Origin of the sequence: Pseudomonas sp. Lb2C2, assembly GCF_052112205.1 — a bacterium.
GTDB classification, from domain to species: domain Bacteria; phylum Pseudomonadota; class Gammaproteobacteria; order Pseudomonadales; family Pseudomonadaceae; genus Aquipseudomonas; species Aquipseudomonas kilonensis.
In genome coordinates this window covers 66,436-89,111 of sequence record NZ_JAUTYW010000004.1, presented here as the reverse complement: position 1 = coordinate 89,111, position 22,676 = coordinate 66,436, and the positions used below count along the sequence as shown (strand labels likewise).

The window sequence follows — 22,676 nt, the reverse complement described above, 5'->3', positions numbered from 1 at the left end:
GAACCCACATCAATGTGGGAGTGAGCTTGCTCGCTCCCACAGGGTTTTGTGTCGCTATAATCAGCCGCTTAGCCGTATTCGAGACTGGTATGACCGCCATCCACATCAAGTTTCCCGCCCTCACCCTCAAGGCCGGCCCCCGTGCATTCGGGAGGATTCGCCAGGCCAGCTTGAACGCCGCCGACGTCGGCATCCTGCCGGGCGCCGCCGGTGGCCCCAAGGCCTTGGGCATCCAGGGGCTGGACCTGGCGCTGTTCGGTGAATGGCTGCCCGCCGCGCCCCGGGAACGCTCGCTGATCGGGGCCTCCGTGGGGGCCTGGCGCTTCGCCAGCGCCTGCCTGCCGGACGCCGCCGAGGGAATCCGGCGCCTGGGCAGCTTGTACAACGAACAAAGCTTCGCCAAAGGCGTGACCATGGCCGGGGTCAGCCAGAGCTCGCAACGCATGCTCGAAGACTTGCTCGACGGCCGCGACGCTTCGATCCTCGATAACCCGCGATACCGGCTCAACATCATGGTGGTCAAGAGCCACGGCCTGCTGGCCCAGGATCATCGCGGCCGGCTGGGGCTGGGGTTGTCGTCGGTGATCGCCGACAACCTGCGAGGTCGTGCGCGGCTGTCACGGCATTTCGAACGGTTGATCATCCATGACCCGCGCCTGGCCCCGCCGCTGCATCCGTTGAATGACTTTCCGTCGCGCTTCGTCCCCTTGGCGGCCGGCAACCTGCGCCAGGCCCTGCTGGCCTCGGGCTCGATCCCGATGGTCATGGAAGGCGTGCGCGACCTGCCGGGCGCCGGTGCCGGCACCTACCGCGACGGCGGCTTGCTGGACTATCACCTCGACCTGCCCTACAGCGGCGAGGACATCGTGCTCTATCCGCACTTCACCGACCGGGTCATTCCCGGCTGGTTCGACAAAGGCCTGCCGTGGCGCCGGGGCAACGTCGACCGCCTGCAGGACGTATTGTTGCTGGCGCCGTCGCGCGAATACCTGGCGCGCCTGCCCTACGGCAAACTGCCGGACCGCAACGACTTCAAGCGTTTCATGGGCGATGACCCGAGCCGCCGCCAGTATTGGCGCACGGCGATGGACGAGAGCCGCCGGCTCGGTGATGAGTTCCTGGAGTTGACGGCCAACGGCGGCTTGGGCGAGCGTTTGCTGACCCTTTAGTCAGCACGGTCGCGCAACGCCGTTATCAAACTGATAAACTGCGCCGCCTGCCTCGCGACCGATATCTAAAGAGCCCGAACCTGTGGAAATTTTCAAAGAGTTTACCTTCGAATCCGCCCACCGCCTGCCCCACGTGCCGGACGGCCACAAGTGCGGCCGTCTTCACGGTCACTCGTTCAAGGTGGCGATCCACCTGAGCGGCGATATCGATCCGCACACCGGCTGGATTCGCGACTTCTCGGAGATCAAGGCGATCTTCAAGCCGCTCTACGAGCGCCTGGACCACAACTACCTCAACGACATTCCTGGCCTGGAAAACCCCACCAGCGAAGTGTTGGCCAAATGGATCTGGAATGAATTGAAGCCGTTGCTGCCGGAACTCAGCGCCATCCGCATCCACGAGACCTGCACCAGCGGTTGCATCTACCACGGCGAATAAAACCTGTGGGATCCGCCTGTAGGGTCCCACCTGTGGGAGCAAAGCTTGCTCGCGATAAAGATTACACAGTCTCTTCGGAATCGAGGCGCCTGCATCGCGGGCAAGCCTTGCTCCCACAAAATCTAGCGCCACCATTGGGGTTTCCCTACCCCGTCAGCATTGGCCTATGCTTGGTCCCCTGAGCCATTTTCAGGGAGTATCGAGCATGACCCACTGGCCGCTGGATCAAACATACGACTTCAACGGACACTCCATCCGCTACGCCATCCATGGCGATGGCCCACCGCTGGTGTTTGTCCACGGCACACCCTTCTCTTCCTACGTGTGGCACCGCATCGCCCCGCTGTTCTTCGCCACCCACACAGTGCATTACTTCGACTTGCTGGGGTATGGCCAGTCCGCGCAACCCGATGCCGATGTGTCCCTGGGCGTGCAAAACCAGCTACTCGCGCAACTGCTGGAGCATTGGCGCCTGGACTGCCCGGACGTGGTGGCCCATGACTTTGGCGGCGCCACGGCCCTGCGCACGCACCTGCTCAATGGCAAGGACTACCGCAGCCTGACCCTGATCGACCCCGTGGCGCTGTCGCCCTGGGGTTCACCCTTTGTGCAGCATGTACGCCAGCATGAAGCCGCCTTCAGCGGCCTGCCCGACTACATTCAGCGAGCCATCGTGCCGACCTATATCCGCGGCGCGATCAAGCGGGACATCCCGGACGCCGAACTGGCGCCCTACGTGCAGCCGTGGCTTGGCGAACCGGGCCAGGCGGCGTTCTACCGGCAGATTGCGCAGATGGACGAGTGTTATACCCGCGAGGTCCAGGACCTTTATCCAAACGTGCGCTGCCCGACGCAGATTCTCTGGGGAGAGGATGACCAGTGGATCCCCATCGAGCGCGGGCGGGCCCTGCATAAGCTGATTCCAGGCGCGCAATTGCACCCGATCCCGAGCGCCGGGCACCTGGTCCAGGAAGATGCGCCGGAAGCCGTCGTCGCAGCGGTGTTGCGGTTCCTGGCGTTGCATTCCTCGACCTGAAGAACACTGCATTTCCCTGTGGGTAGTGGGGTTTGTGTTCCAACTTGAATCACCGCCGCACCGCTTTCGATCCCTGCGCCCACCCAATCCCCAGGATTGTCTATAAATAACCTCGCGATCATTCGCTTGGCACGGCCGCTGCACGCTTGCGACATCCCTCACCCGCAAGGACCGCCACATGACTCAGAACGATCCGGGCAACGACTATCCCTTGAGCGAAGTCCCGATGCACGCTCGCAAAGGCCTGGCCTCCACGGCCATGGTGCTGCTGGGTTTCACCTTTTTCACCGCCACGATGTTTGCCGGCGGCAAGCTGGGGGTGGCGTTCGGTTTTGCCGAGATGCTCACGGTCATCATCATCGGTAATCTGCTGCTGGGCCTCTACGCCGCAGGCCTGGGCTACATCGCCTTCAAGAGCGGGCTCAATTCGGTGCTCATGGGTCGTTTCTGTTTCGGCGAGGTGGGCAGCAAGCTCAGTGACTTGATCCTCGGGTTCACCCAGATCGGCTGGTACGCCTGGGGCACGGCGACGGCCGCGGTGGTGCTGGGCAAGTATTTCGAATTGAGCGAAGGCACCGTGCTGGGGTTGATGGTGCTGTTCGGCCTGGGATTCTGCGCCACGGCCTACATCGGCTATCGCGGCCTGGAAATCCTCTCCTACATCGCCGTGCCGGCGATGATGTTGCTGCTGATGCTGTCGATGTGGGTCGCGACGGTGAAGGTCGGCGGTCTCGATGGCTTGCTGGCGATCGTGCCGACGGGCAGCCTCGACTGGTCCACCGCCATCACGCTGGTGTTCGGCACCTTCGTCAGCGGCGCGACCCAAGCGACCAACTGGACACGGTTTTCCCGCTCGGCGAAGGTCGCGGTGCTGGCGAGCCTGATCGGCTTCTTCCTGGGTAACGGCCTGATGGTGCTGATCGGCGCCTACGGGGCCATCGTCTATCAACAGCCGGACGTGGTCGAAGTGCTGCTGTTGCAGGGCTTCGCCATGGCGGCGATGGCCATGTTGCTGCTCAACATCTGGAGCACCCAGGACAACACCATCTACAACTTCGCCGTGGCCGGTTGCAACCTGCTGCGCACCCGTCGGCGCAAAACCGTGACCCTGGGCGGCGCGGTGATCGGCACGCTGCTGGCGCTGCTGGGCATGTACGATCTGCTGGTGCCGTACCTGATCCTGCTGGGCACCGTGATCCCGCCCATTGGCGGGGTGATCATGGCCGATTTCTTCTTCCGCTGGCGTGGTCGTTACCCGCGCCTGGCCGAGGCGCAACTGCCGGCGTTCAACTGGCCCGGGCTGTTGGCCTATGGGGTTGGCACCGTCGCGGCGTTCAATTCGCCATGGGTCGCGCCACTGGTAGGAATCGCTGCCGGCGCGCTAACGTATGTGCTATTGATCAGCGTAATGGGTACTCGCACCGCTGATGCGCCCCTACAAGACCTCTAAAGGATTCGCCTGATGCACATCATCAACGCCCGCCTGCGCAACCGCGAAGGCTTGCATGAACTGCACCTGGAAAACGGCCTGATCAGCAACATCGCCCGCCAGACCGAGGCCCCCAGCCTCGGCCCGGAAGACCTCGATGCCGGCGGTAACCTGGTGGTCCCACCCTTCGTCGAACCGCACATTCACCTGGACGCGACCCTCACTGCCGGCGAACCGCGCTGGAACATGAGCGGCACGCTGTTCGAAGGCATCGAGTGCTGGGGCGAACGCAAGGCCACCATCACCGAAGAAGACACCAAGACCCGCGCCAAGAAAACCATCCAGACCCTCGCCGCCCATGGCATCCAGCATGTACGCACCCACGTTGACGTGACCGACCCCGAACTCACGGCCCTCAAGGCGCTGCTGGAGGTGCGCGAGGAAAGCCGTCACCTGATCGACCTGCAGATCGTCGCGTTTCCCCAGGAAGGCATCGAGTCCTACCGCAACGGCCGCGAGCTGATGGAAGAAGCCATCCGCATGGGCGCCGATGTGGTCGGCGGCATTCCCCACTTCGAGTACACCCGCGACCAGGGCGTCAGCTCGGTGAAATTCCTCATGGACCTGGCCGAGCGCACCGGCTGCCTGGTGGATGTGCATTGCGACGAAACCGACGACCCGCACTCACGCTTCCTCGAAGTGCTCGCTGAAGAAGCCCGCAGCCGCGACATGGGCGCGCGCGTCACCGCCAGCCACACCACGGCCATGGGCTCCTACGACAACGCCTACTGCGCCAAGCTGTTCCGCCTGCTCGGGCACTCGGGCATCAGCTTCGTCTCTTGCCCGACCGAAAGCATTCACCTGCAAGGCCGTTTCGACACCTTCCCCAAACGCCGCGGTGTCACCCGGGTCAATGAACTGCTCGAAGCCGGGATGAACGTGTGCTTCGGCCAGGACTCCATCGTCGACCCGTGGTACCCGCTGGGCAACGGCAATATCCTGCGGGTCCTCGAAGCCGGGCTGCATATCTGCCACATGCTCGGCTACCGCAACCTGCAAAGCGCCCTGGACCTGGTCACCGACAACAGCGCCAAGGCCATGGCCCTGGGCGAGCGCTACGGGCTGGAACCCGGGCGCCCGGCGAACCTGCTGATCCTGTCGGCGGACAGTGACTACGAAGTGATCCGCAGCCAGGGCTTGCCGCTCTACTCGATTCGCAACGGTGAAGTGCTGATGAAGCGGCAGATGCCGGTGGTGGAGTTTGCGCAGCAGCCAGGCTGATTCCCCTGTGGGAGCGAGCTTGCTCGCGATAGCGGCATCAGTCGCACCACAGAACGTCCAGAGACGCTAGGGCACAGACCGCGCCGTCCCAAACAGCCTGACCCGCACCAACTCACCCGCCTCTTCTTCCAGCAAAATCGGCGCAGTCCCCCCCGGCATCACCACACTCACCGCCCCCGCCTGCACCCAGCCCACCCGCCACGCCGCGCTGGCCACGGCACTGGCGCTGGTGCCCGAGGAAGCCGTGGGCCCTTCGCCGCGCTCAAACACCCGGGCGGCGATTCGCCCTTCGGCTTCCGGGCTGGCCCATTGCAGATTCACCCCGCTGGGGCACGGCAGCCCGGCGCCACCTGGCGCAGCATAGGCGAGGCGAACCAGGCTTTGCGCCAGCGCCGTAGCACGCATCTGCGAATTGCTCGGCAACCCTTCGGCACCGGCCACCAGCGTCACGCAATGAGGATTGCCGAGGCTCACGAACTGGCTGTGGCCCCACGCTGGGTTCAACCGGTAAAGCGCCGCCACACGGCTGACATCGCATTGGTTGAACAGCACGCTCTCGACCTCCTGGGCGCCAACAGCCTGGGGCCCGAACAGCGGTTTGCCCAGGTCCAGCCAGAAGCCTTGAACACCGTCGAATTCAGCGGCGCGAACCGAGGTTTGCAGCGGGGAGATACCCTCAGGTTTGTCATGATGAACCTGCAGCACACACTCACCCGCCCCCGGCATCAAGCCTTGCTCTTGCAGCGCCTGGGAGAAAATCGTCAGGCCATTGCCGCTGCGTTCGGCCAGGGTGCCGTCGGTGTTGACGATCAACAGATCAAAAGGCGGTTCGCTCTGGAACGGACCGATCAACAGGCCGTCACTGCGATGGGCCTTGGCGTCCGGTGCTGCTTCGCCCGGCGCCCAACTGCAGAAAGCACGCACGGCAGCCGAGGCCCAGGACTCGCGCCGCTGTGCAGCCAGGGCGGCTGAAGGCGGCAAATCAATGCCGTAGTCACGCACCTGTTGCGGCGAAACGACGCCATAAATATTGCCGCGTGCATCATAGAACTGCGTCATGGACCAGACCCGGAATCAGCCAGCTAGGGCCGGTACTTTATGCTGGCGAAGGCTGAGGGAGCAAAGCCCACGCTTTGGCCGACACCTTGGGGTCGCGGTGCGGTCAGTGGATATGCAAGCATAGGCCCCTGCCTGCATCACCGCACCGCACGAAAGCCAAGGACGTTTCATGACTGCCATTACGCCCCCGCCCACCTTTATCCCCGGACGCCTGGAACAGATGTCCACCCGCATTGCCTATCTCATCGCCGGCATCGGCATCGCCGCCTGGGCGCCGCTGGTGCCTTACGCCAAGGTGCGGGCGAACCTGGATGAAGGCACCCTCGGGTTACTGCTGTTGTGCCTGGGGGTCGGGTCGATCCTGGCGATGCCGATTTCCGGCGCGCTGGCGGCGCGGTTCGGCTGCCGTCGGGTGCTCAGCGGCGGCACGCTCCTGATTTGCCTGGCGTTGCCGTTGCTGGCAACGATGACTTCCCTGCCCTGGCTGGTGGCCGCCTTGTTCCTGTTTGGCGCCGGGCTCGGCACCGTGGACTCGACCGTGAACCTGCAAGCGGTGATCGTCGAACGGGCCAGTGGCAAGACCATGATGTCGGGTTTCCACGGCATGTTCAGTCTCGGCGGGATCATTGGCGCGGCGGGTGTGAGCGCCCTGCTTGGCCTGGGGCTTTCGCCGCTGGGAGCGACGCTGGTGGTCAATGGGGTGCTGCTGGTGGCGTTGTTCAAGGCTGCGCCGCACCTGCTGCCTTACGGCAGTGAAAGCTCGGGACCGGCGTTCGCCATTCCCCACGGCGTGGTGCTGTTCATCGGCATCCTCTGCTTCATCGTGTTCCTGGCCGAAGGCGCGGTGCTGGACTGGAGCGCCGTGTTCCTGACCACCGAACGTGCGGTGGATACCGCCTATGCCGGGCTGGGTTATGCCGCCTTCGCGCTGACCATGACCGTCGGCCGACTGACCGGCGATTCAGTGGTGCATCGCTTGGGCGCCAAGCGCGTGATCATCTATGGCGGATCGATCGCGGCAGCCGGCTTCCTGTTGGCGACCCTCGCACCGATGTGGCAAGCCGCGCTACTGGGCTATGCGTTGGTGGGCGCCGGGTGTTCGAACATCGTGCCGGTGCTGTACACCGCCGTCGGCAAACAGACCTTGATGCCAGAGGCCATCGCTGTTCCAGCCATCACCACCATCGGCTACGCCGGCATCCTCGCCGGCCCGGCGCTGATCGGCTTCGTCGCCCATGGCAGCAGCTTGAGCATTGCCTTTGGGTTGATTGCGATATCGCTGGTGGCGGTGGCGGCCAGTGGCAAAGTGTTGAAGGTTTGAGGCTTCGCACCGCTTGTTGAGGTTTCACACCATTCCCTGTGGCGAGGGAGCTTGCTCCCGCTCGGCTGCGAAGCAGTCGTAAACCAGTGGGTGCGGTGTGCCTGAGGCTCTGCATTCAGCAGGTTTTGGGGTCGCTTCGCGACCCAGCGGGAGCAAGCTCCCTCGCCACAAGGGTACGTTCAACCCTGGGTTTTCATCAGAACCCCACACTCGCCTGCACAAAGAACGTGCGCGGTGCGCCGACATAAATGCCTGAGTTGTTGTCGCTGGAACGGGTGTAGTACTGGTGATCGAACAGGTTTTTCACCCCGGCACCGACTTTCAGGTTCGACAGCTGCGCGCCGAAGTCGTAGCCGGCGCGTACGTTCCAGAGCACGTAGCCCGGCATGTCGCCGTACTGCCCATCGGCGGTGCCATCGGTGATGTAGTCGCCGCTGAAGCTGCCATCGGCGTTCACGCTGTTGCCCGGTGAGCGCTGCTTGGACTGGGCAAAGGCGTCGAGGTTGTAGGTCCAGCGGTTGACGTTGTAGCGCAGGCCCACGTTGGCCACCTGGCGGGAATAAAACGGCAGGTCACGGCCCTTGAAGCTCGGGATCTCGCCCTCGTAAGTCGCGCGGGTGTAGGTGAAACCGGCGTTGGCGGTGAGGCCTTCGAGGCGTGGGTCGAGGGCGGCCATGTCGTAGTGTACCGAAGCCTCCAGGCCCTGGTGCTTGGTCGCACCCATGTTGGTCCAGCCCACGTCGTTGCTGATGTACTGCAACTCGTCGTCGAAGTCGATGTAGAACAGCGTCACTTCCCCGCCCCACACGTCATCGTTGTAGCGCGTGCCGATCTCATAGGTCTTGGCCTTTTCCGGGCTCAGGCCGTTGGCGGTGTTGTTGCCGTCGCCGCCCTGGCCGAGCTGGAAATACTGCAGGCTGCCAAACGAGGTCTCGTAGTTGGCGAACAGCTTCCAGGCGTCGGACAGGTGATACATCACGCTCAGGGCCGGCAGCGGTTCGTTGCTGTCGATGCTGCGGCGTTTTTCCTGCACCGGGCGGCCGGCGGTGTCGAGCACCGGGCGGTCGTGCCATTCGGTGCTGATGCTTTCGAAGCGGATACCCGGGGTGATGGTCCACTTGCCGACATCGATCTTGTCATCGATATACACCGCGTGGGCTTCAGTGCCGCCGGTACGGTCCTGGTAGACGTGACCGTCGGCACCCGGACGCACAACCGGCTCGTTATTACGCAACGCCAGGCGGCTGGCCTCTTCGTGCATGCCTTCCTTGAGGTAGCGATAACCGACGCTGGCCTCCTGGGTGGTGGCGCCCAGGTCGAACACGTGAGACACCCGAGGCTCGATGCCAAAGGTGTAATAGGTGCGCGGGTAGGACACCAGGTTGCGCTGGTCCCGGGAAGCGATGGTGCTGCCCCGGTAACTGTCGGAGTAATAGGTCAGCACCTCGGCCTGGGTGCGCTCGTTGATCTCACGGATCCACTTGAACGACACGTCCTTGCGCCGGCCGCTGAAGTTGTCCCAATCACGGTCGGACTGGTACGGGTCCGCATCGTATTGGGCCTGTTTCAGGCCACCGGGCATGTCGGCCTTGGCGTCGTAGTAGTGGAAGTTCAGCGAGAAGTCATCGACATCGGTCGGCGCCCAATGGGTCTTGAGAATCACGTCGTCGATGTCGTTGCCCTGGTTGCTCCGGCGATACCCGTTGCCATTGACGCCCGAATACAACAGCGCCACGCCCAGGCCGTTGTCGGCGGTGCCACCGAGGAAAGCCGTGTCGATGTGCTTCCAACCGCCGCGCTGGGAGGTTTCCAGGGTGGTGCCGATTTCACCGGTGGCTTTTTCCGGGATCGCGCGGGTCACGAAGTTGATCACCCCGCCGACGTTCTGCGGTCCATAGCGCACGGACCCGGCACCGCGCACCACGTCGATGCTGTCCAGGTTGCCCGCGGAAATCGGTGCCATGGACAGTTGCGGCTGGCCGTAGGGCGCGAACGCTGCCGGCACGCCATCGATCAACACCGTTGAGCGTGGCGACAAGCGCGAAGTGAGGCCGCGCACGCCGACGTTCAGGGAAATGTCGCTGCCGCCGGTGCCGTTGGCCTCCTGCACTTGCACACCCGGCACGCGCCGCAGCACATCACCGACGTTCATCGCGCCTTGCTCCACCATGGCTTCGCGGCGGATCACCGTACGCGCACCAGGGTGGTTCTGCACCACCTCGGCGTTGGCATCGCCGAGCCAGTCGCCAACCACCTGGATTTCAGTGGCGCCCAGCTCCAGCGGGCCGGCGTTGGAGGCCGATGGCGCCGGCAACACGGTCGCCGAACCGTCATCGATTTGGTATTGCAGGCCACTGCCCTGCAGCAGTTGACGCAAGGCCGCTTCCGAGGACAGGTTGCCATCCACCGCCGGCGCTTGCTTGCCGGCCACCAGCTCGGGGCTGAAGAACACCTGCAACGCGGTTTGCTGGCCGAGCTGGCTCAAGGCTTGGCCCAACGGCTGCGCCTGGATGTGAATGGCGGTGGCGGCCTGGTCGGCGAACGCCTGGGGCAGTGCGGCGCTGACCGCCAGGGTCAGGGCCAGCGGCAGCCAGCGTGCGGGGGTACGGTTGTTGTTTTTGGCGAGGGTTTTCACGTCGAACCTTGTCCTGTTGATCGCAAGAATACGCGTCTGTTAATGCAAACCAGTTGCAGTTGGACAAGAAGACGATGAACTCGAAAAAAACCTGAATTTATTTCGCAATTATTTCCTGGCTGCCGTCATCCAGGCTGCGCACGGCCACCGGCAGGATGTTCGGCAGCGCCTTGAGCAGGGCCTCGGGATCGTCGGCGCGGAACACACTGGTCAGGCGCAGGTTGCCCACCGTCGCGCTGCCGACCCGCAGAGGCTGGGCGCGATAACGGGAGACTTCTTCAGCCACTTCCTTGAGCGGCGCGTTGTCGAACACCAGTTTGCCGTTGCGCCAGGCGGTGAGCGCCTCAGCGTTGACCGCGTAAGGTGTGGCAACTTTGCCCTGGGCATCGATCTGGGTGCCGAGGCCGGCCGTCAGGCTGACGAACTGGGCCTGGGGCGCAGCGCGGCCCTGAACCTTGACGCTGCCCTGCGCCACCGCCACCCGGGTCTTGTCGGCATCGCGGCGCACGTCGAAGCGCGTCCCGGTCACCGTCACCTGGCCGTTACCCGCATCGACGGTGAACGGCCGGCCAGCATCATGCTCGACCGTGAACAAGGCCTCGCCTTCGGCCAGCTCCACCCGGCGTTGATGGTGTGCGAACTCAATGCGCACGCGGCTGCGGCTGTTGAGGTCGATCACCGAGCCGTCCGGCAAGGCGATATGCCGACGCTCACCGAAGGCGGTGGCGTATTCGCCGCTGTAGTCAGTGGAAGAACTCAAGCCACTGAACAGCCCCAACCCCAGCGCCACCGCGAACAGCCCGGCGGCCACCGCGTAGCGCAACAGCGGTCGGTGCCTGGGACGTTCGGCAGGTGGTTCGCACAGGGCTTGCAGGCGTTCCTTGGGCAACAGGTCGGTGGCGCTCCAGATGCCCTGGAGCAATTGGATTTCGTCGCGGTGGTTGGGATGTTCGTCCAGCCAGGCTTCGAAACCCTGGCGCTCCTCGATACTCATGGCGGGCGCTTGCAAGCGCACGAACCATTGCGCCGCCGCGTCGCGAACCTTGTCCTGCCCGCACGGGCATTCACGGCTATCCATCATGGAAGGTCCTGTGGCTCAGGTGGAAGATGGCGACGGATCATTGGCCAGGCCCATCCAGACGATCGCGCAGATGCCGCAGGGTGCGGATCATATACTTTTCCACCATGTTTTTTGACAGGCCCAGGCGCTCGGCGATTTCCGCCTGGGTCAGGCCTTCGATCTTCTGCCAGACGAACACCGTGCGGCAGTTGGCCGGTAGCTCGGCAAGCGCTTGCTCGATGGCGTCCGCCAGTTGGATCGCGTGCATGAAGTGCTCCGGGTCGCCTGAAAACGACTGACCAGGGTCGATGACCGCCTCTTCCATGGCTCCCCTTCGATCTTCGCGCCGATAGCCATCCACTGCAATGTTGCGTGCCGTCTGATGCAGATAGGCCCGCGGCTGCTCGACCCCGCTCGAATCGGACTCAAGCACCCGCACGAAGGTGTCGTGGGCCAGGTCCTCGGCCTGCTGGCGATTGCGCAGGCGACGGGTCCAGGTGCCGATCAACTCTTCGTAATGCTCGAAAAAGCCGGGTCTGCGGGGCAGCTTGGGGGTCATCACGGCGCGCTGTGGAAACGGGGCGTGAATAGTAATTGTTATTATTAAGGCGAAGCAAACCGATTAAATCCGTGTGGGAGCAAAGCTTGCTCGCGATGGCGGTGTGTCAGTCAATGGGGCATGGACTATTGGACCGCTATCGCGAGCAAGCTTTGCTCCCACAGGTGTGCTCCCACAGGCTCACCCCACAGGTATTTTTTTCTGCTGACTACGCTTCAGGCATCTTGCGAAAGCCCACCGCCAAGCGGTTCCAGCCATTGATGGCGTTGATCGCCACGGTCAGGTCGACCATTTCCTTGGGGCTGAAATGCTCGCTCAGCAAGGCATAGTCGGCGTCCGGCGCATGGGTGTCGCTCAGGCGGGTCAGGGCTTCGGTCCAGGCCAGTGCCGCGCGCTCACGACCGGTGAAAAACGGTGCTTCGCGCCAAGCGGTCACGGCGTACAGCCGACGTTCGGTCTCGCCGTCCTTGCGGGCATCGGCGGTGTGCATGTCGATGCAGAAAGCACAGCCATTGATTTGCGAGGAGCGCAGCTTGACCAGCTCCAGCAGGGACTTCTCCAGGCCCAGTTTCGAGACGGCGGTTTCCAGGGCCAGCATGGCTTTGAAAGCATCAGGGGAAGCGGTGTAGAAATCGATACGCGGTTGCATGGTGAACTCCAGGACAATTGGGTGTAGCGCTACGTTAGCCGTGCAGTGGCGCGGTACAAATAGCCAATTGTTGGGAAGTTCGGGTGGCCAATGGGGTACGCGTCGGGGTTTACCTGTAAGGAGACCTGGAGGCTCTTGTGGCGAGGGAGCTTGCTCCCGCTCGGCTGCGAAGCAGTCGTAACCCAGCCGACGCGGTCCGCCAGGGAAATGGTGTCAGGCCCATTTGGGGCGGCTGCGCCACCCAGCGGGAGCAAGCTCCCTCGCCACAGGGAGGCCTCGGGACTTCGAGAGTGCTTCAGGCCCGGCTGCGCAACCATTGCAGGAAGCGTTTCTTGGCGATGGGCTTGGGGGCTTCGCGGGTCAGGTTCTGGGCCAGGTGCATGCGTACGTCCAGCAGGTTTTTCATCGCGTCGTTGATGTCGCGACGGGCCTCGAGGCATGGCTTGAGGTAGCTGTTCTCGATGCGGTACAGGGTGCAGAAAGTCTTGGCGGTAAAATTCGCCAGCGCCGCTTGCTCGGCGACGATCCCGGCTTCGCCGATCACCTCCCCCGGCCCCATGCGCCCGCCCTCGAGTGGCTGGCCGTTGCGCATGAGGGTCACGCTGACCACCCCGGACTCGATGATGAACAGATGATCACTGACCTCCCCGGCCGCCAGGATCACATCACCTGCACGGAAGGTCTGCAGGGTCATGTTCTGGCTGAAGGTCTCTTTCTCGTCCTGGCGCAGGGTAGAGAAAATGTTCGAGCTTTCCAGCAACGCCCGGGGCCGCGACAGCGCCTGGGGAGCCGCGCTTTCACTGGTGGACAACAGGCTCACGCCCGACGCCTGCAAATGCCGGAACGCCAGGTCGAACAGCTGGTTGCGCACAGTGCGTTTCTGCGCCATGGAGGCAACGAACCCGCTGATCTCGTACTCCGCGCCGCCACTGCCGCTGCTTTTGAGGGCGACGCTGGGTGTCGGGCTGGCGAGCAGGGAACGACAGCCAATCATCGCCCGCTCCAACGCGTCGATCACGGTTTGTGGCCGCGCGTGAGGGCTGACCTGGATGCTGATGGACAAGCCATGGACATCGCTGGGTCGACTGAAGTTGATGACCTTGGCCTTGGCCGCCAACGAGTTGGGAATCACCGCCATGCTGCCCTGAGCGGTCTGCAAGCGCGTGGCTCGCCAGTCGATGTCGGTGACCCGGCCTTCGGTGCCGTCGATGGAAATCCAATCATCGAGCTGATAGGGCTTGGTGGTGTTGAGCACGATCCCGGAGAACACGTCGCTGAGGGTGCTCTGCAAGGCCAGGCCGACGATGATCGCCATGGCGCCGGACGTGGCCAGCACGCCCTTGACCGGCAGATCCAGCACGTAGGCCATTGCGGCGATGACGGCGATCAGGAAAATCACCGCGCCGAGCAAATCCTGCAACAACCGCCCGGTGTGACCGACCCGTTGCATCATCGCCGCACCGATCAGCACCGTCAGGGTTCGCGCGGCAAACAGCCACCAGGCGATCTGCAAACCGGTAGCCGCCAGGTGCCGCGGCACATCGTCAACCCACTGTGCCGGGACCATGGGGTTGAGGCCCTCGTTGAACAGCAGCACGCTGAACAACGAAAAAATCACCAGCCTTGCGCCGACTTTCCAATAGATCCGAGCCGAACTGACCAAATGCCACATCAACAGGTCGAGCACCAGCAGCGCCAGGGCACAGAGCAGCGGGTGCTCGGAGATCAGAGACAGCATCGGGACAGCTCCAGGAAGGCGATTGGCGAAGATTGGCACAGAATGAACGCGCTGTAGAGTTCCCCACAGTTCCCCATGCAGATCCCCATTTGTGGGAGCGAGCTTGCTCGCGATGGCGGTCTGACAGTCAACCCATCATTGAGTGTCCTACCGCTATCGCGAGCAAGCTCGCTCCCACAATGGGTTCAGCGTGGCTGCTGTTTCGCCTCAATCGTCCATCCGGCCAAAACGCCCCGAGTGGAAATCGTTGAAGGCCTGATGGATTTCCTGCTCGCTGTTCATCACGAACGGACCATGACCGACGATGGGTTCGTCGATCGGCTCACCACTGAGCAGCAACACCACGGCATCGTTATTGGCTTGCAGGCTCAATTGGTCGCCAGCCCGGTCGAACAGGGCCATTTGCCCGGCCTCGACCCGTTCGCGGCCATTGGCCTGGACCGAGCCTCGCAAGACCACCAACGCGGTGTTGTGGCCTTCGTGCAGATCAAGGATGAGGTTTTTCCCGGCATTCAAGCGAATGTCCCAGACGTCGATGGGCGTGAAGGTCCTGGCGGGGCCTTGCTGCCCTTCGAAGCGCCCGGCAATCAGGCGCAGGCTGCCGGCGTTGTCCTTCAGGGCGATGTTCGGAATGTCGCCCTTGAGGATCGTCTGGTAGCCGGCCGGGGCCATCTTGTCCTTGGCGGGCAGGTTGACCCACAACTGGACCATCTCCATGAACCCGCCCTGCCGGGCGAAGGCTTCGGAGTGGAACTCTTCGTGGATGATGCCGGAAGCGGCGGTCATCCATTGCACGTCGCCAGGGCCAATCTTGCCGCCGCTGCCGGTGGAGTCACGGTGCTCCAGTTCGCCCTGGTAGACGATGGTCACGGTTTCGAAACCGCGATGCGGGTGCTGGCCGACGCCACGACGTTCAGTAGTGGGCGTGAACTCAGTGGGGGCGGCGTGGTCCAGCAGCAGGAACGGGCTGACGTGCTTGCCCAGGTTGTCGTAGGAAAACAGCGTACGAACCTGGAAGCCATCGCCGACCCAATGGGGCCGTGGACTGGTGTAGAGGCCGATGATGTTTTTCATGCTGCGTCTCCAAAAATCAGGTACTGCGATTTAATGGACACAGCTTAGAACCGACACCTTTGCAGCACTAGACTGCAAAAATCGGCTTTAGCGTTCTATCTGGAGAACGACTGAAAAACCTGTGGGAGCGAGCTTGCTCGCGATAGCGGTGTATCAGCCGAAGATGCATCGACGGGCAGACCGCTATCGCGAGCAAGCTCGCTCCCACAGGTTTGGGGTCAATTCAGTTAGAGGTGATTGCGCTTGGCAAATTCCGACAGCCCCACCAAGGATTGCAGGCCAAGCTTTTCCAGCAGGCGAGTCTTGTAGGTGCTGACGGTTTTTGGGCTCAGGAACAGGCTTTCGGCGATGTCCTTGCCGCGCATGCCCATGGCCAGCATGCGCAGGATGGACAGCTCGCGAGTAGAAAGACTTTCCAGCGCCTGTTGTTCGCTGCGCTGCTGAAAATCCAGCCTGACGGACATCTGCGGAAAATAGGCATAACCGGACTTCAAGGCCTGGATCGCCTTGGTCAGCTCCTTGAGGTCGCTTTTCTTGGTCACAAAGCCCCGGGCCCCGGCCGAGATGCAGCGGTTGCAGAAGTGCTGCGCATCCTGGGAAGTGAACACCAGCACGCTGCACTCAGGGAACTGGGCCATGATCCAGACCAGCAGGTCCAGGCCATCGAAACCGTTCATCACCAGGTCGAGGATCACCAGGTCTGGCGCACACTCCTTGATGAGGGCCCTGGCATCGGCCGCGCCGCTGGCGTCCCGGATATGGATGAACGCCTCATTCTGGCAAATAAGCCGCAGTGCCCCCCGTATGACAGGGTGGTCATCCACGATCAACACGTCTTTCAAGGCAATTCCCCAGGTCATTACAAACGGCACCGGCGCCATGACTGCACCGGACTCTTGCACAAGCGCCAAGCTCTGCCACCTGTCAGATCCGACAGTGCAGACCAACGGTCTTTCTCAGCGTCCATGGCCCTGCCTGAGGGGGTGGGTCCACGGTTGCAGCGACTCACTGGCATGAGGGTCGACCCGCTCCATCAGGCGCCGCAGGGAGGCAAGGTCAGGCAGTGGCGCCTGGCTCAGGTGCAGGCTCGATCGACGCGCAACCGGCACCGGCGACCGACTGGCCGGTGGCGCGTTGTAAATCATTCCGTGACGAACCTGTGGGTTATAGATAACAAAATCGTGCAAGTCCAACGCCCCACTTGCCAGCCCGGCATTGACGACAATCAGGTCGAACGGTTCGCTGCCGTACTCCACCAGCGTCAGCAACTCTTGCACATGGCTCACGGGGGCAATCCGGAAGTAACCCTGTTGATTGAACAGGCGCTCCAACACGATTCGATGAGCGTGGTGTGGGTCGGCAATCAGGATACGGAGTGCTTTGTTCGGCATGGCAAGCTTTCCAATAGCAACGCGCCAGGTAGAAACCGGCTCAAGAACATTAAGGGCCGTCAGGCTAGAGGAAGCGTTTGAAAGACGATGTAGGACTATTCCTAAAATGAAGCCAGACGAAGCCCTTGTTAGGTCTTCAGTTGCTCCGCCAGGTGCTTAATGGCTTGGCGAATATCGTCCACGGCTTGGGCGAGCAGCATGGTGTCACCGCCCCGACAAGCGCTTTCCAGCGCCTCGCAGGCGGCGATCAGGCGTTGCGCCTGGACGATCCGTGCGCCACCCTTGATCCGGTGCGCCAGGTCCGCCATGCCCGGCAAGTCGTGTCGGCTGGACAGGTGCAACAGTTGCGCTAGATCGTCGGCATTGCTGCTGACCAGCTCCTCCAGCAGCGCCCTGATGGCGGTCGTGTCGCCGCCGGTCAGTTGTTCCAGGCTGGTCAAATCAAAGCCATCGCTGGGCTGAGGCGCCAGCACGTGCGGCGTGACCGAAGCCAGGCACGCATTGAGCTCCCGAAGGCCGATGGGCTTGAACAGGCAATCGTCCATCCCGGCCTCGGCACAGCGGTCCTTTTCCTCGGGCTGGGCGTTGGCCGTGAAGCCCAGGATCACGCCGGGCGACAGGTTTTGCGCACGCTCTTCGTCGCGAATGGCCCGCGTCAGTTCGTAGCCGCTCATCAAGGGCATGTTGCAGTCGGTGATGACCACATCGAAGTGTTCGCTGCGCCAGGCGTGCAGCCCCTCGACACCGTTCTGCGCCTCCCGGACCCGATGGCCCAGGTAGCCCAGTTGCTGGGACAGCAGCAAGCGGTTGGCCGGGTAGTCGTCGACCACCAGGATACTCAGCGCCCGGCCCGGCAGCAGCGCCTCGGCCTCGACAGGCGGCGCGGTCGGCAAAGCGTCGAGCACGGGCAGGTCCAGCAGGATCTCGACCTGCGTGCCCGCCCCCGCCACGCTGCGCAACGTCAGGGTGCCGCCCATCATTTCGCACAAGGTGCGGCTGATGACCAGCCCCAGCCCGGAACCGCTGCGGGCCGATTGGGTCGTGTGGCTGGCCTGGGTAAAGGGGCTGAACAGGCGGCGTTGGTCCTCAGGCGAAATACCGCAGCCGGTGTCCTCGACGCGCAGGCAAACGCCCAGGCGTCCGTGTTCAACGTCCCGCTCGCCGCGCACACTCAGGCGCACCTCGCCCTGTTCGGTGAATTTGATCGCGTTGCTCAACAGGTTCGAAACGATCTGCTTGAAGCGCAACGGGTCGATCAACACGTCACGGTTGACCCCGACGTCCAGCCCCCATTGCAAGCGCAGGTGTTTCTGCCAGGCCAGCCCCTCGAAAATCCGCACCACCGACTCGGTCAATTCGTGCAGATTGGCCCGCTGCGGCGCCAGCGACAACTTGCCCGACTCGATGCGGGCGATGTCGAGGATGTCGCCGATCAAATCCAGCATGCCATGGGCGGCCCCCGACGCGACCTCGATGGCGAAGCGGTCCACGACGCCCTCGTCAGCTTTTTTCAGGGCCAGTTCCAGCAGGCCGATCACCGCATTCATCGGCGTACGGATCTCATGGCTCATGGTCGCCACGAAGGTGGTCTTGGCCCGATTGGCGTCGTCGGCGCCTTTCTTGGCGACGCGCACTTGCTCCAGCAGGCGCCGCAGATAAATGACCCACCCCAAGGTCACCAGCAACAGCAGCGCCGCGACGGTGAACCCTTGCAAAATCATGGTGCGGTTGCGCAGCCAATAACTGTCGTCGATCACCACCTCACTGCGCCAGCGGTTGGTCAGCTCGTCCATCTCTTCGGGAGAAATGCTCAACAGCGCCTTGTCGAGAATCGAATAAAGCTCCAATGCGCCCCGATTCGTCGCCAACGCAACGCGCGCGGGCAAGGTGCCGACGGTACTGGTGACCTGCAACTTGTCGCGGTACTGGCGGGAGATCATGTAGCGGGCGCTGATCAGCGGATTGATCGCAGCGTCCGCCGTGCCGGCGGCGACCATGGCCATGGCGTCGGCGGTGTTGTGTGCCGTCACCAACTGCACGCGGGGGAACTGCTCCAGCAGGAACTCGCGCAACACGTTGCCGCGCACCAGCGCCAGGCGCTTGCCGGCCATCTGATCCAGGGTTAGCGGGCCCTTGGCCCGAGCGGGCACCACCAGCACGAACGGGTTCGTCAGGTACGGTCGGGTAAAGCGCAACTCGTCTTCGAGTTCGGTGCTGGGTATGGCGGTCGCCAAGACATCGGCCTTGCCGCTCTTGATCTGCCCGATCAAATCGTCAACCGAACCGCCACGCTGCACATCGAATTTCAAACCGGTGCGCAAGCCGATCCTCGCCAGCACATCGGCGCCGATGCCGCGCAACTGCCCTCGTTCATCAAAGAACGTCAGCGGCAGGAAGTTTTCGTTGACCGCTACCTTGATCCGCGGATGAGCATCCAGCCAGCGCTGCTCCTTGACGCTGAAATGCAGCGCCTGCTGACCCGGCATGCTCGCGCCGCCGGCACTCCAGCGCCTCAGGATGCTCATGTGTTCGCTGGCGGGAATGGCTTGCAGCGCGGCATTGACGATGCGCAACAGCCGCGCGTTATCGCGGCTGACCGCAAAGGCGAACGGCTGCACTTCCATGCGCGAGAAATCGGCCAGTTGAATATTGTTCAGGTAATTCTTGCTGATCAGGTAGTTGGAACTGATCGAATCCCCCAGATAAACGTCGGCCTGACCAAACGCCACGGCGCCGATGGCGCTCAAGGTCGAGGGGAACAGCTGCAACGAAGCCTCGGGATAAAACGCCTCGACCGTTTCCGGCGGCAAGTAGTGATACAGCATCGCCACGCGCTTGCCCGCCAGGTCGGTGGGCAAATCCTGGCTGTCGTCGATGCGGGCCACGAGGGTGGGCAGGTCATCGGCATAGGCCTGGGACATCGCCAGGTCCGGATCGGCGGCTTCGAAGCCGTTGGCGGTGCCGAGCATATCGATCTCGCCGCCGCGCAGGGCCTGGAGCGATTCGGCACGGGACGGATAGCGCTGGACCTGCACCTGGACGTGCAAGAGTTGCCCGAGCAATTGTGCGTAGTCGGCAGTCAGGCCTTCATAGTCGCGACCATTGCCGGTGATGCTGAACGGCGCATAGTCCGGCGCCGAGGCCCCCAGCAGCAACGTGCCCTTCTGGCGCAGCCAGGCCCAGTCGGCGGCGTCGAGGGACACCGAATAATCATCCACATGGGAGCGCCCGAGCACCTTCAGCGGCTCAGGCGCCGCGCCCAGCGCTGGCGCCACACTCAATGAGCCCAGCAACAGCGCCACCAGGCCTGTGCGTAGATGCAGCATCATCTGGTCAGGGTGTTTCGTTTGGCGTAGTCGGCCCGGCGCACCGTCGACTGCACGTTCAGTCAGGGTGGACCGGCTGAGGGGTTCAGACTGCCAATACGAGGGAACAGCGAACCGTCGATGCGCCTGTCGAACAGACGCATGACATGAGTGTAGGAAATTTCTGAAGAATTTCCTGCGAGTGACCAGAGACCGGGCTTATGACCTGTGGGAGCGAGCTTGCTCGCGAAGGCGTAGTGTCAGTCGCTTCAATATTGGCTGAACTGACGCCATCGCGAGCAAGCTCGCTCCCACAGGGGTTGCGTTGGCTGATAGATTTCCTGCCAATGACTCGCTCCCACAGGACCTACACAGCGGCCAACCGCAAATCAGGCACCGCACGCGCCTGCCCGCGATGGTTCCCGTGTTCATACAGCGAGCCGGCGATTTCATCGGCACGCACCGGCAGGATCGACAGCAGGGTGTCGCTCAGGCCATGGCTGGCCTGGCAGAAGCCCTGCATGTAGATCGCCGCCTTGCAGCGCTCGTCGGTGATCAGCTTGTAGTTGCGATCCACCTCGAAATCCCCCAGGTATTGCGCCAGGGGTTCCAGCAAAGTGCGGTGCATCTGCCGCTCATAACCGGTGGCCAGCACCACGGCGTCATAACGGCGCACGGTCAGCTCTCCCGTGGCGTTGTTGCGCACTGCCAACTCCACGCCGGTGTCGCTGGCCGTGGCTTTCTCCACCGTCGTGAGGGTGCGGAACGCATGACGGGCGATGCCAGAGACTTTCTGGCGATAGAAAATCCCGTAGATGCGTTCGATCAGGTCGATGTCCACCACCGAATAGTTGGTGTTGTGGTACTCGTTGACCAGGCGCTCGCGCTCGCTGTGGGGTTGCTGGAACACCAGGTCGGTGAACTCCGGCGAGAACACTTCGTTGACGAACGGGCTGTCGTCCGCCGGCTTGAGGGCCGAGCCGCGCAGGATCATGTCGACCTGCACCGAAGGGAAGCTGTCGTTGAGGTCGATGAAGGCCTCTGCCGCGCTCTGCCCACCGCCGATGATGGCGATGTTCATCGGCTGGCCCTTCACGCACGGCTGGCTCGCCATGCGCTCCAGGTATTGGGAATGGTGGAACACCCGCGCGTCATCCTTGAAGGCCTTGAACGCCTCGGGGATGCGCGCCGTACCGCCGGCACTGACCACCAGCGCACGGGTGGTGCGGACGAACTCTTCGCCCTGGGCACCGCGGGAAATCACCCGCAGCGCTTCGACCTGCTGGTTGTGCAACACCGGCTCGATGCGCAGCACTTCTTCACCGTAGCGACTCTGTTCGGCGAACTGTGCGGCCACCCAGCGCAGGTAGTCGTTGTACTCCATGCGGCACGGGTAGAAGGTGCCGAGGTTGATGAAATCCACCAGGCGGCCATGGTGCTTGAGGTAATTGACGAACGAATACGGGCTGGTGGGGTTGCGCAGGGTCACCAGGTCCTTGAGGAAGGAAATCTGCAACTCGCTCTGGGTCACCAGGGTGTTGCCGTGCCAGCGATAGTCGGCCTGCTTGTCGAGAAACAGCACATCCAGCTCGCCCTGGACCGGCCCGCGCTCCTGCAGCGCGATGGCCAGCGCCAGGTTCGAGGGGCCGAAGCCAATGCCGATCAAATCGTGAACGACGGGCGATGCAATTGCCTGAGTCATGTCCAGTGTCCTCTGGAGAAGCCCCTCAACAGGGCGCGAAAAGCCTGGGGAACCTGACCAGCGTTTGTGAGGCCGGCAAGTCGTCTGTTGAGATGAACGAGGACAATGAAAAAAAATTTACCACCGTGCGGCCGGCGTCGAGCAGATCAGGGCGCGTCCCACTGTCGTACGCGAACGCGGCAGTGCTTCATGGCGTTGACGATGTGTTTTTCCACCAGCGCCCGGGAAATGCCCAGGCGCTCGGCGATCTGCGGGTGGGACAGGCCTTCGAGCTTGCGCAGCAGGAAACTCTCGCGGCACAGCGGCGGCAGCTCGGCCAGGGCGCGCTGGAGCATGTCCAGGCGCTGGCCATGGTCAAGGCTGGTGTGAGGCGACGGCGTGAAGAAGCGTTCTTCGCTGTCCAGCACCTCCAGGGATTCGACCTGGCGCAGGGTATTGCGCCGATGCCCGTCGATCACCAGGTTCAGCGCCGTGCGGTAGAGAAACGCCCGCGGTTGCTCGATGGGGACGTCGCTGGCACGCTCCAGCACCCGCACATAGGCGTCATGCACCACATCCTCGGCCGCCTGGCGGTTGCCTAGCCTGGCGTTCAGGAAACACACCAGCTCGCGATAGTAGTTTTCCAACATGACTCCCGTGCGCAATGGCTGCGACCGCTATCCGTGTGCCCACTCGGCATGCCTGGGACAGGCAATGGCACGATAGTGGCAGATTCAATCGCGTAATTTATAGTAATTCTCATATAGATTTAAAGCTTTGGTTTGTATCAGGGCTGATTCGTTCAGATAAATGGGGTGCCCGAGCCGTTTTTGTGGCGAGGGAGCTTGCT

General features: G+C 62.9%; 18 protein-coding genes. 6 read left to right on the top strand and 12 right to left on the bottom strand.

The features are described from left to right. Window positions 1-89 precede the first annotated feature (89 nt). From Q7F16_RS12365 to codA, 5 genes are all read left to right on the top strand, one after another. Window positions 90-1,169, top strand: a complete 1,080-nt coding sequence (locus Q7F16_RS12365) for a patatin-like phospholipase family protein (protein WP_409556200.1) — start codon at window positions 90-92, stop codon at window positions 1,167-1,169. Between the two features lie 82 nt (window positions 1,170-1,251). Further along, window positions 1,252-1,608 carry a 6-carboxytetrahydropterin synthase QueD gene (queD, locus tag Q7F16_RS12360; RefSeq protein ID WP_003203918.1) on the top strand — a complete coding sequence of 119 codons (357 nt, stop codon included), beginning with the start codon at window positions 1,252-1,254 and terminating at the stop codon, window positions 1,606-1,608. A 205-nt stretch (window positions 1,609-1,813) separates the two neighbouring features. Then, a complete protein-coding gene (locus Q7F16_RS12355) occupies window positions 1,814-2,644 on the top strand; it encodes an alpha/beta fold hydrolase (protein WP_409556199.1) in 831 nt (276 codons plus the stop codon). A 178-nt stretch (window positions 2,645-2,822) separates the two neighbouring features. Then, window positions 2,823-4,094 (top strand): cytosine permease, encoded by a 1,272-nt coding sequence (gene codB / locus Q7F16_RS12350; RefSeq protein WP_024617695.1) that lies wholly within the window; start codon window positions 2,823-2,825, stop codon window positions 4,092-4,094. Window positions 4,095-4,106: 12 nt separating this feature from the next. Continuing rightward, window positions 4,107-5,354: a cytosine deaminase gene (codA, locus tag Q7F16_RS12345; RefSeq protein WP_409556198.1), complete on the top strand. Its 1,248-nt coding sequence runs from the start codon at window positions 4,107-4,109 to the stop codon at window positions 5,352-5,354. Window positions 5,355-5,420: 66 nt separating this feature from the next. Here the strand turns inward: codA and Q7F16_RS12340 are convergent, their stop codons facing one another. After that, the gene (locus tag Q7F16_RS12340; protein WP_409556197.1) at window positions 5,421-6,413 is read right to left on the bottom strand and encodes a diaminopimelate epimerase; all 993 of its coding nucleotides are present in this window, start codon (window positions 6,411-6,413) and stop codon (window positions 5,421-5,423) included. A 169-nt stretch (window positions 6,414-6,582) separates the two neighbouring features. Between Q7F16_RS12340 and Q7F16_RS12335 the strand changes: the two genes are divergently transcribed. Beyond that, window positions 6,583-7,734, top strand: a complete 1,152-nt coding sequence (locus tag Q7F16_RS12335) for an MFS transporter (RefSeq protein ID WP_409556196.1) — start codon at window positions 6,583-6,585, stop codon at window positions 7,732-7,734. A gap of 196 nt (window positions 7,735-7,930) precedes the next feature. Here the strand turns inward: Q7F16_RS12335 and Q7F16_RS12330 are convergent, their stop codons facing one another. The 11 genes from Q7F16_RS12330 to Q7F16_RS12280 all read right to left on the bottom strand — a co-directional run bounded on the left by Q7F16_RS12330 (window position 7,931) and on the right by Q7F16_RS12280 (window position 22,476). Next, window positions 7,931-10,369: a TonB-dependent siderophore receptor gene (locus Q7F16_RS12330; protein ID WP_409556195.1), complete on the bottom strand. Its 2,439-nt coding sequence runs from the start codon at window positions 10,367-10,369 to the stop codon at window positions 7,931-7,933. A gap of 97 nt (window positions 10,370-10,466) precedes the next feature. After that, window positions 10,467-11,450, bottom strand: a complete 984-nt coding sequence (locus Q7F16_RS12325) for a FecR family protein (protein WP_409556194.1) — start codon at window positions 11,448-11,450, stop codon at window positions 10,467-10,469. Between the two features lie 37 nt (window positions 11,451-11,487). Then, entirely contained in the window at window positions 11,488-11,988 is a 501-nt protein-coding gene (locus Q7F16_RS12320; RefSeq protein WP_014337424.1) for a sigma-70 family RNA polymerase sigma factor, read from the bottom strand. Between the two features lie 208 nt (window positions 11,989-12,196). Beyond that, window positions 12,197-12,637 (bottom strand): carboxymuconolactone decarboxylase family protein, encoded by a 441-nt coding sequence (locus Q7F16_RS12315; RefSeq protein ID WP_003203930.1) that lies wholly within the window; start codon window positions 12,635-12,637, stop codon window positions 12,197-12,199. Between the two features lie 295 nt (window positions 12,638-12,932). Next, window positions 12,933-14,375 carry a mechanosensitive ion channel domain-containing protein gene (locus Q7F16_RS12310; protein WP_409556193.1) on the bottom strand — a complete coding sequence of 481 codons (1,443 nt, stop codon included), beginning with the start codon at window positions 14,373-14,375 and terminating at the stop codon, window positions 12,933-12,935. A 207-nt stretch (window positions 14,376-14,582) separates the two neighbouring features. Then, window positions 14,583-15,449, bottom strand: a complete 867-nt coding sequence (locus tag Q7F16_RS12305) for a pirin family protein (RefSeq protein ID WP_018602869.1) — start codon at window positions 15,447-15,449, stop codon at window positions 14,583-14,585. Between the two features lie 227 nt (window positions 15,450-15,676). Further along, entirely contained in the window at window positions 15,677-16,291 is a 615-nt protein-coding gene (locus Q7F16_RS12300) for a response regulator (RefSeq protein WP_442086932.1), read from the bottom strand. Between the two features lie 114 nt (window positions 16,292-16,405). Continuing rightward, on the bottom strand, window positions 16,406-16,840 hold the full coding sequence (locus Q7F16_RS12295) for a response regulator (protein WP_046063449.1): 435 nt from the start codon (window positions 16,838-16,840) through the stop codon (window positions 16,406-16,408). Between the two features lie 128 nt (window positions 16,841-16,968). Further along, the gene (locus tag Q7F16_RS12290; RefSeq protein WP_409556192.1) at window positions 16,969-20,169 is read right to left on the bottom strand and encodes a transporter substrate-binding domain-containing protein; all 3,201 of its coding nucleotides are present in this window, start codon (window positions 20,167-20,169) and stop codon (window positions 16,969-16,971) included. Window positions 20,170-20,512: 343 nt separating this feature from the next. After that, window positions 20,513-21,847: a lysine N(6)-hydroxylase/L-ornithine N(5)-oxygenase family protein gene (locus tag Q7F16_RS12285; RefSeq protein ID WP_409556191.1), complete on the bottom strand. Its 1,335-nt coding sequence runs from the start codon at window positions 21,845-21,847 to the stop codon at window positions 20,513-20,515. A gap of 146 nt (window positions 21,848-21,993) precedes the next feature. Further along, on the bottom strand, window positions 21,994-22,476 hold the full coding sequence (locus Q7F16_RS12280) for a sigma-70 family RNA polymerase sigma factor (protein ID WP_024619938.1): 483 nt from the start codon (window positions 22,474-22,476) through the stop codon (window positions 21,994-21,996). Between the last annotated feature and the right edge of the window lie 200 nt (window positions 22,477-22,676).

Excerpts from the sequence above, each read along its gene's own strand:
- Q7F16_RS12340 (WP_409556197.1), bottom strand. The coding sequence starts at position 6,413 with ATGACGCAGTTCTATGATGCACGCGGCAATATTTATGGCGTCGTTTCG.
- Q7F16_RS12320 (WP_014337424.1), bottom strand. The coding sequence starts at position 11,988 with ATGACCCCCAAGCTGCCCCGCAGACCCGGCTTTTTCGAGCATTACGAA.
- Q7F16_RS12365 (WP_409556200.1), top strand. The coding sequence starts at position 90 with ATGACCGCCATCCACATCAAGTTTCCCGCCCTCACCCTCAAGGCCGGC.
- Q7F16_RS12310 (WP_409556193.1), bottom strand. The coding sequence starts at position 14,375 with ATGCTGTCTCTGATCTCCGAGCACCCGCTGCTCTGTGCCCTGGCGCTG.
- codA (WP_409556198.1), top strand. The coding sequence starts at position 4,107 with ATGCACATCATCAACGCCCGCCTGCGCAACCGCGAAGGCTTGCATGAA.
- codB (WP_024617695.1), top strand. The coding sequence starts at position 2,823 with ATGACTCAGAACGATCCGGGCAACGACTATCCCTTGAGCGAAGTCCCG.
- Q7F16_RS12290 (WP_409556192.1), bottom strand. The coding sequence starts at position 20,169 with ATGATGCTGCATCTACGCACAGGCCTGGTGGCGCTGTTGCTGGGCTCA.
- Q7F16_RS12315 (WP_003203930.1), bottom strand. The coding sequence starts at position 12,637 with ATGCAACCGCGTATCGATTTCTACACCGCTTCCCCTGATGCTTTCAAA.
- Q7F16_RS12305 (WP_018602869.1), bottom strand. The coding sequence starts at position 15,449 with ATGAAAAACATCATCGGCCTCTACACCAGTCCACGGCCCCATTGGGTC.
- Q7F16_RS12335 (WP_409556196.1), top strand. The coding sequence starts at position 6,583 with ATGACTGCCATTACGCCCCCGCCCACCTTTATCCCCGGACGCCTGGAA.
- Q7F16_RS12280 (WP_024619938.1), bottom strand. The coding sequence starts at position 22,476 with ATGTTGGAAAACTACTATCGCGAGCTGGTGTGTTTCCTGAACGCCAGG.
- Q7F16_RS12325 (WP_409556194.1), bottom strand. The coding sequence starts at position 11,450 with ATGATGGATAGCCGTGAATGCCCGTGCGGGCAGGACAAGGTTCGCGAC.
- Q7F16_RS12295 (WP_046063449.1), bottom strand. The coding sequence starts at position 16,840 with ATGCCGAACAAAGCACTCCGTATCCTGATTGCCGACCCACACCACGCT.
- Q7F16_RS12355 (WP_409556199.1), top strand. The coding sequence starts at position 1,814 with ATGACCCACTGGCCGCTGGATCAAACATACGACTTCAACGGACACTCC.
- Q7F16_RS12285 (WP_409556191.1), bottom strand. The coding sequence starts at position 21,847 with ATGACTCAGGCAATTGCATCGCCCGTCGTTCACGATTTGATCGGCATT.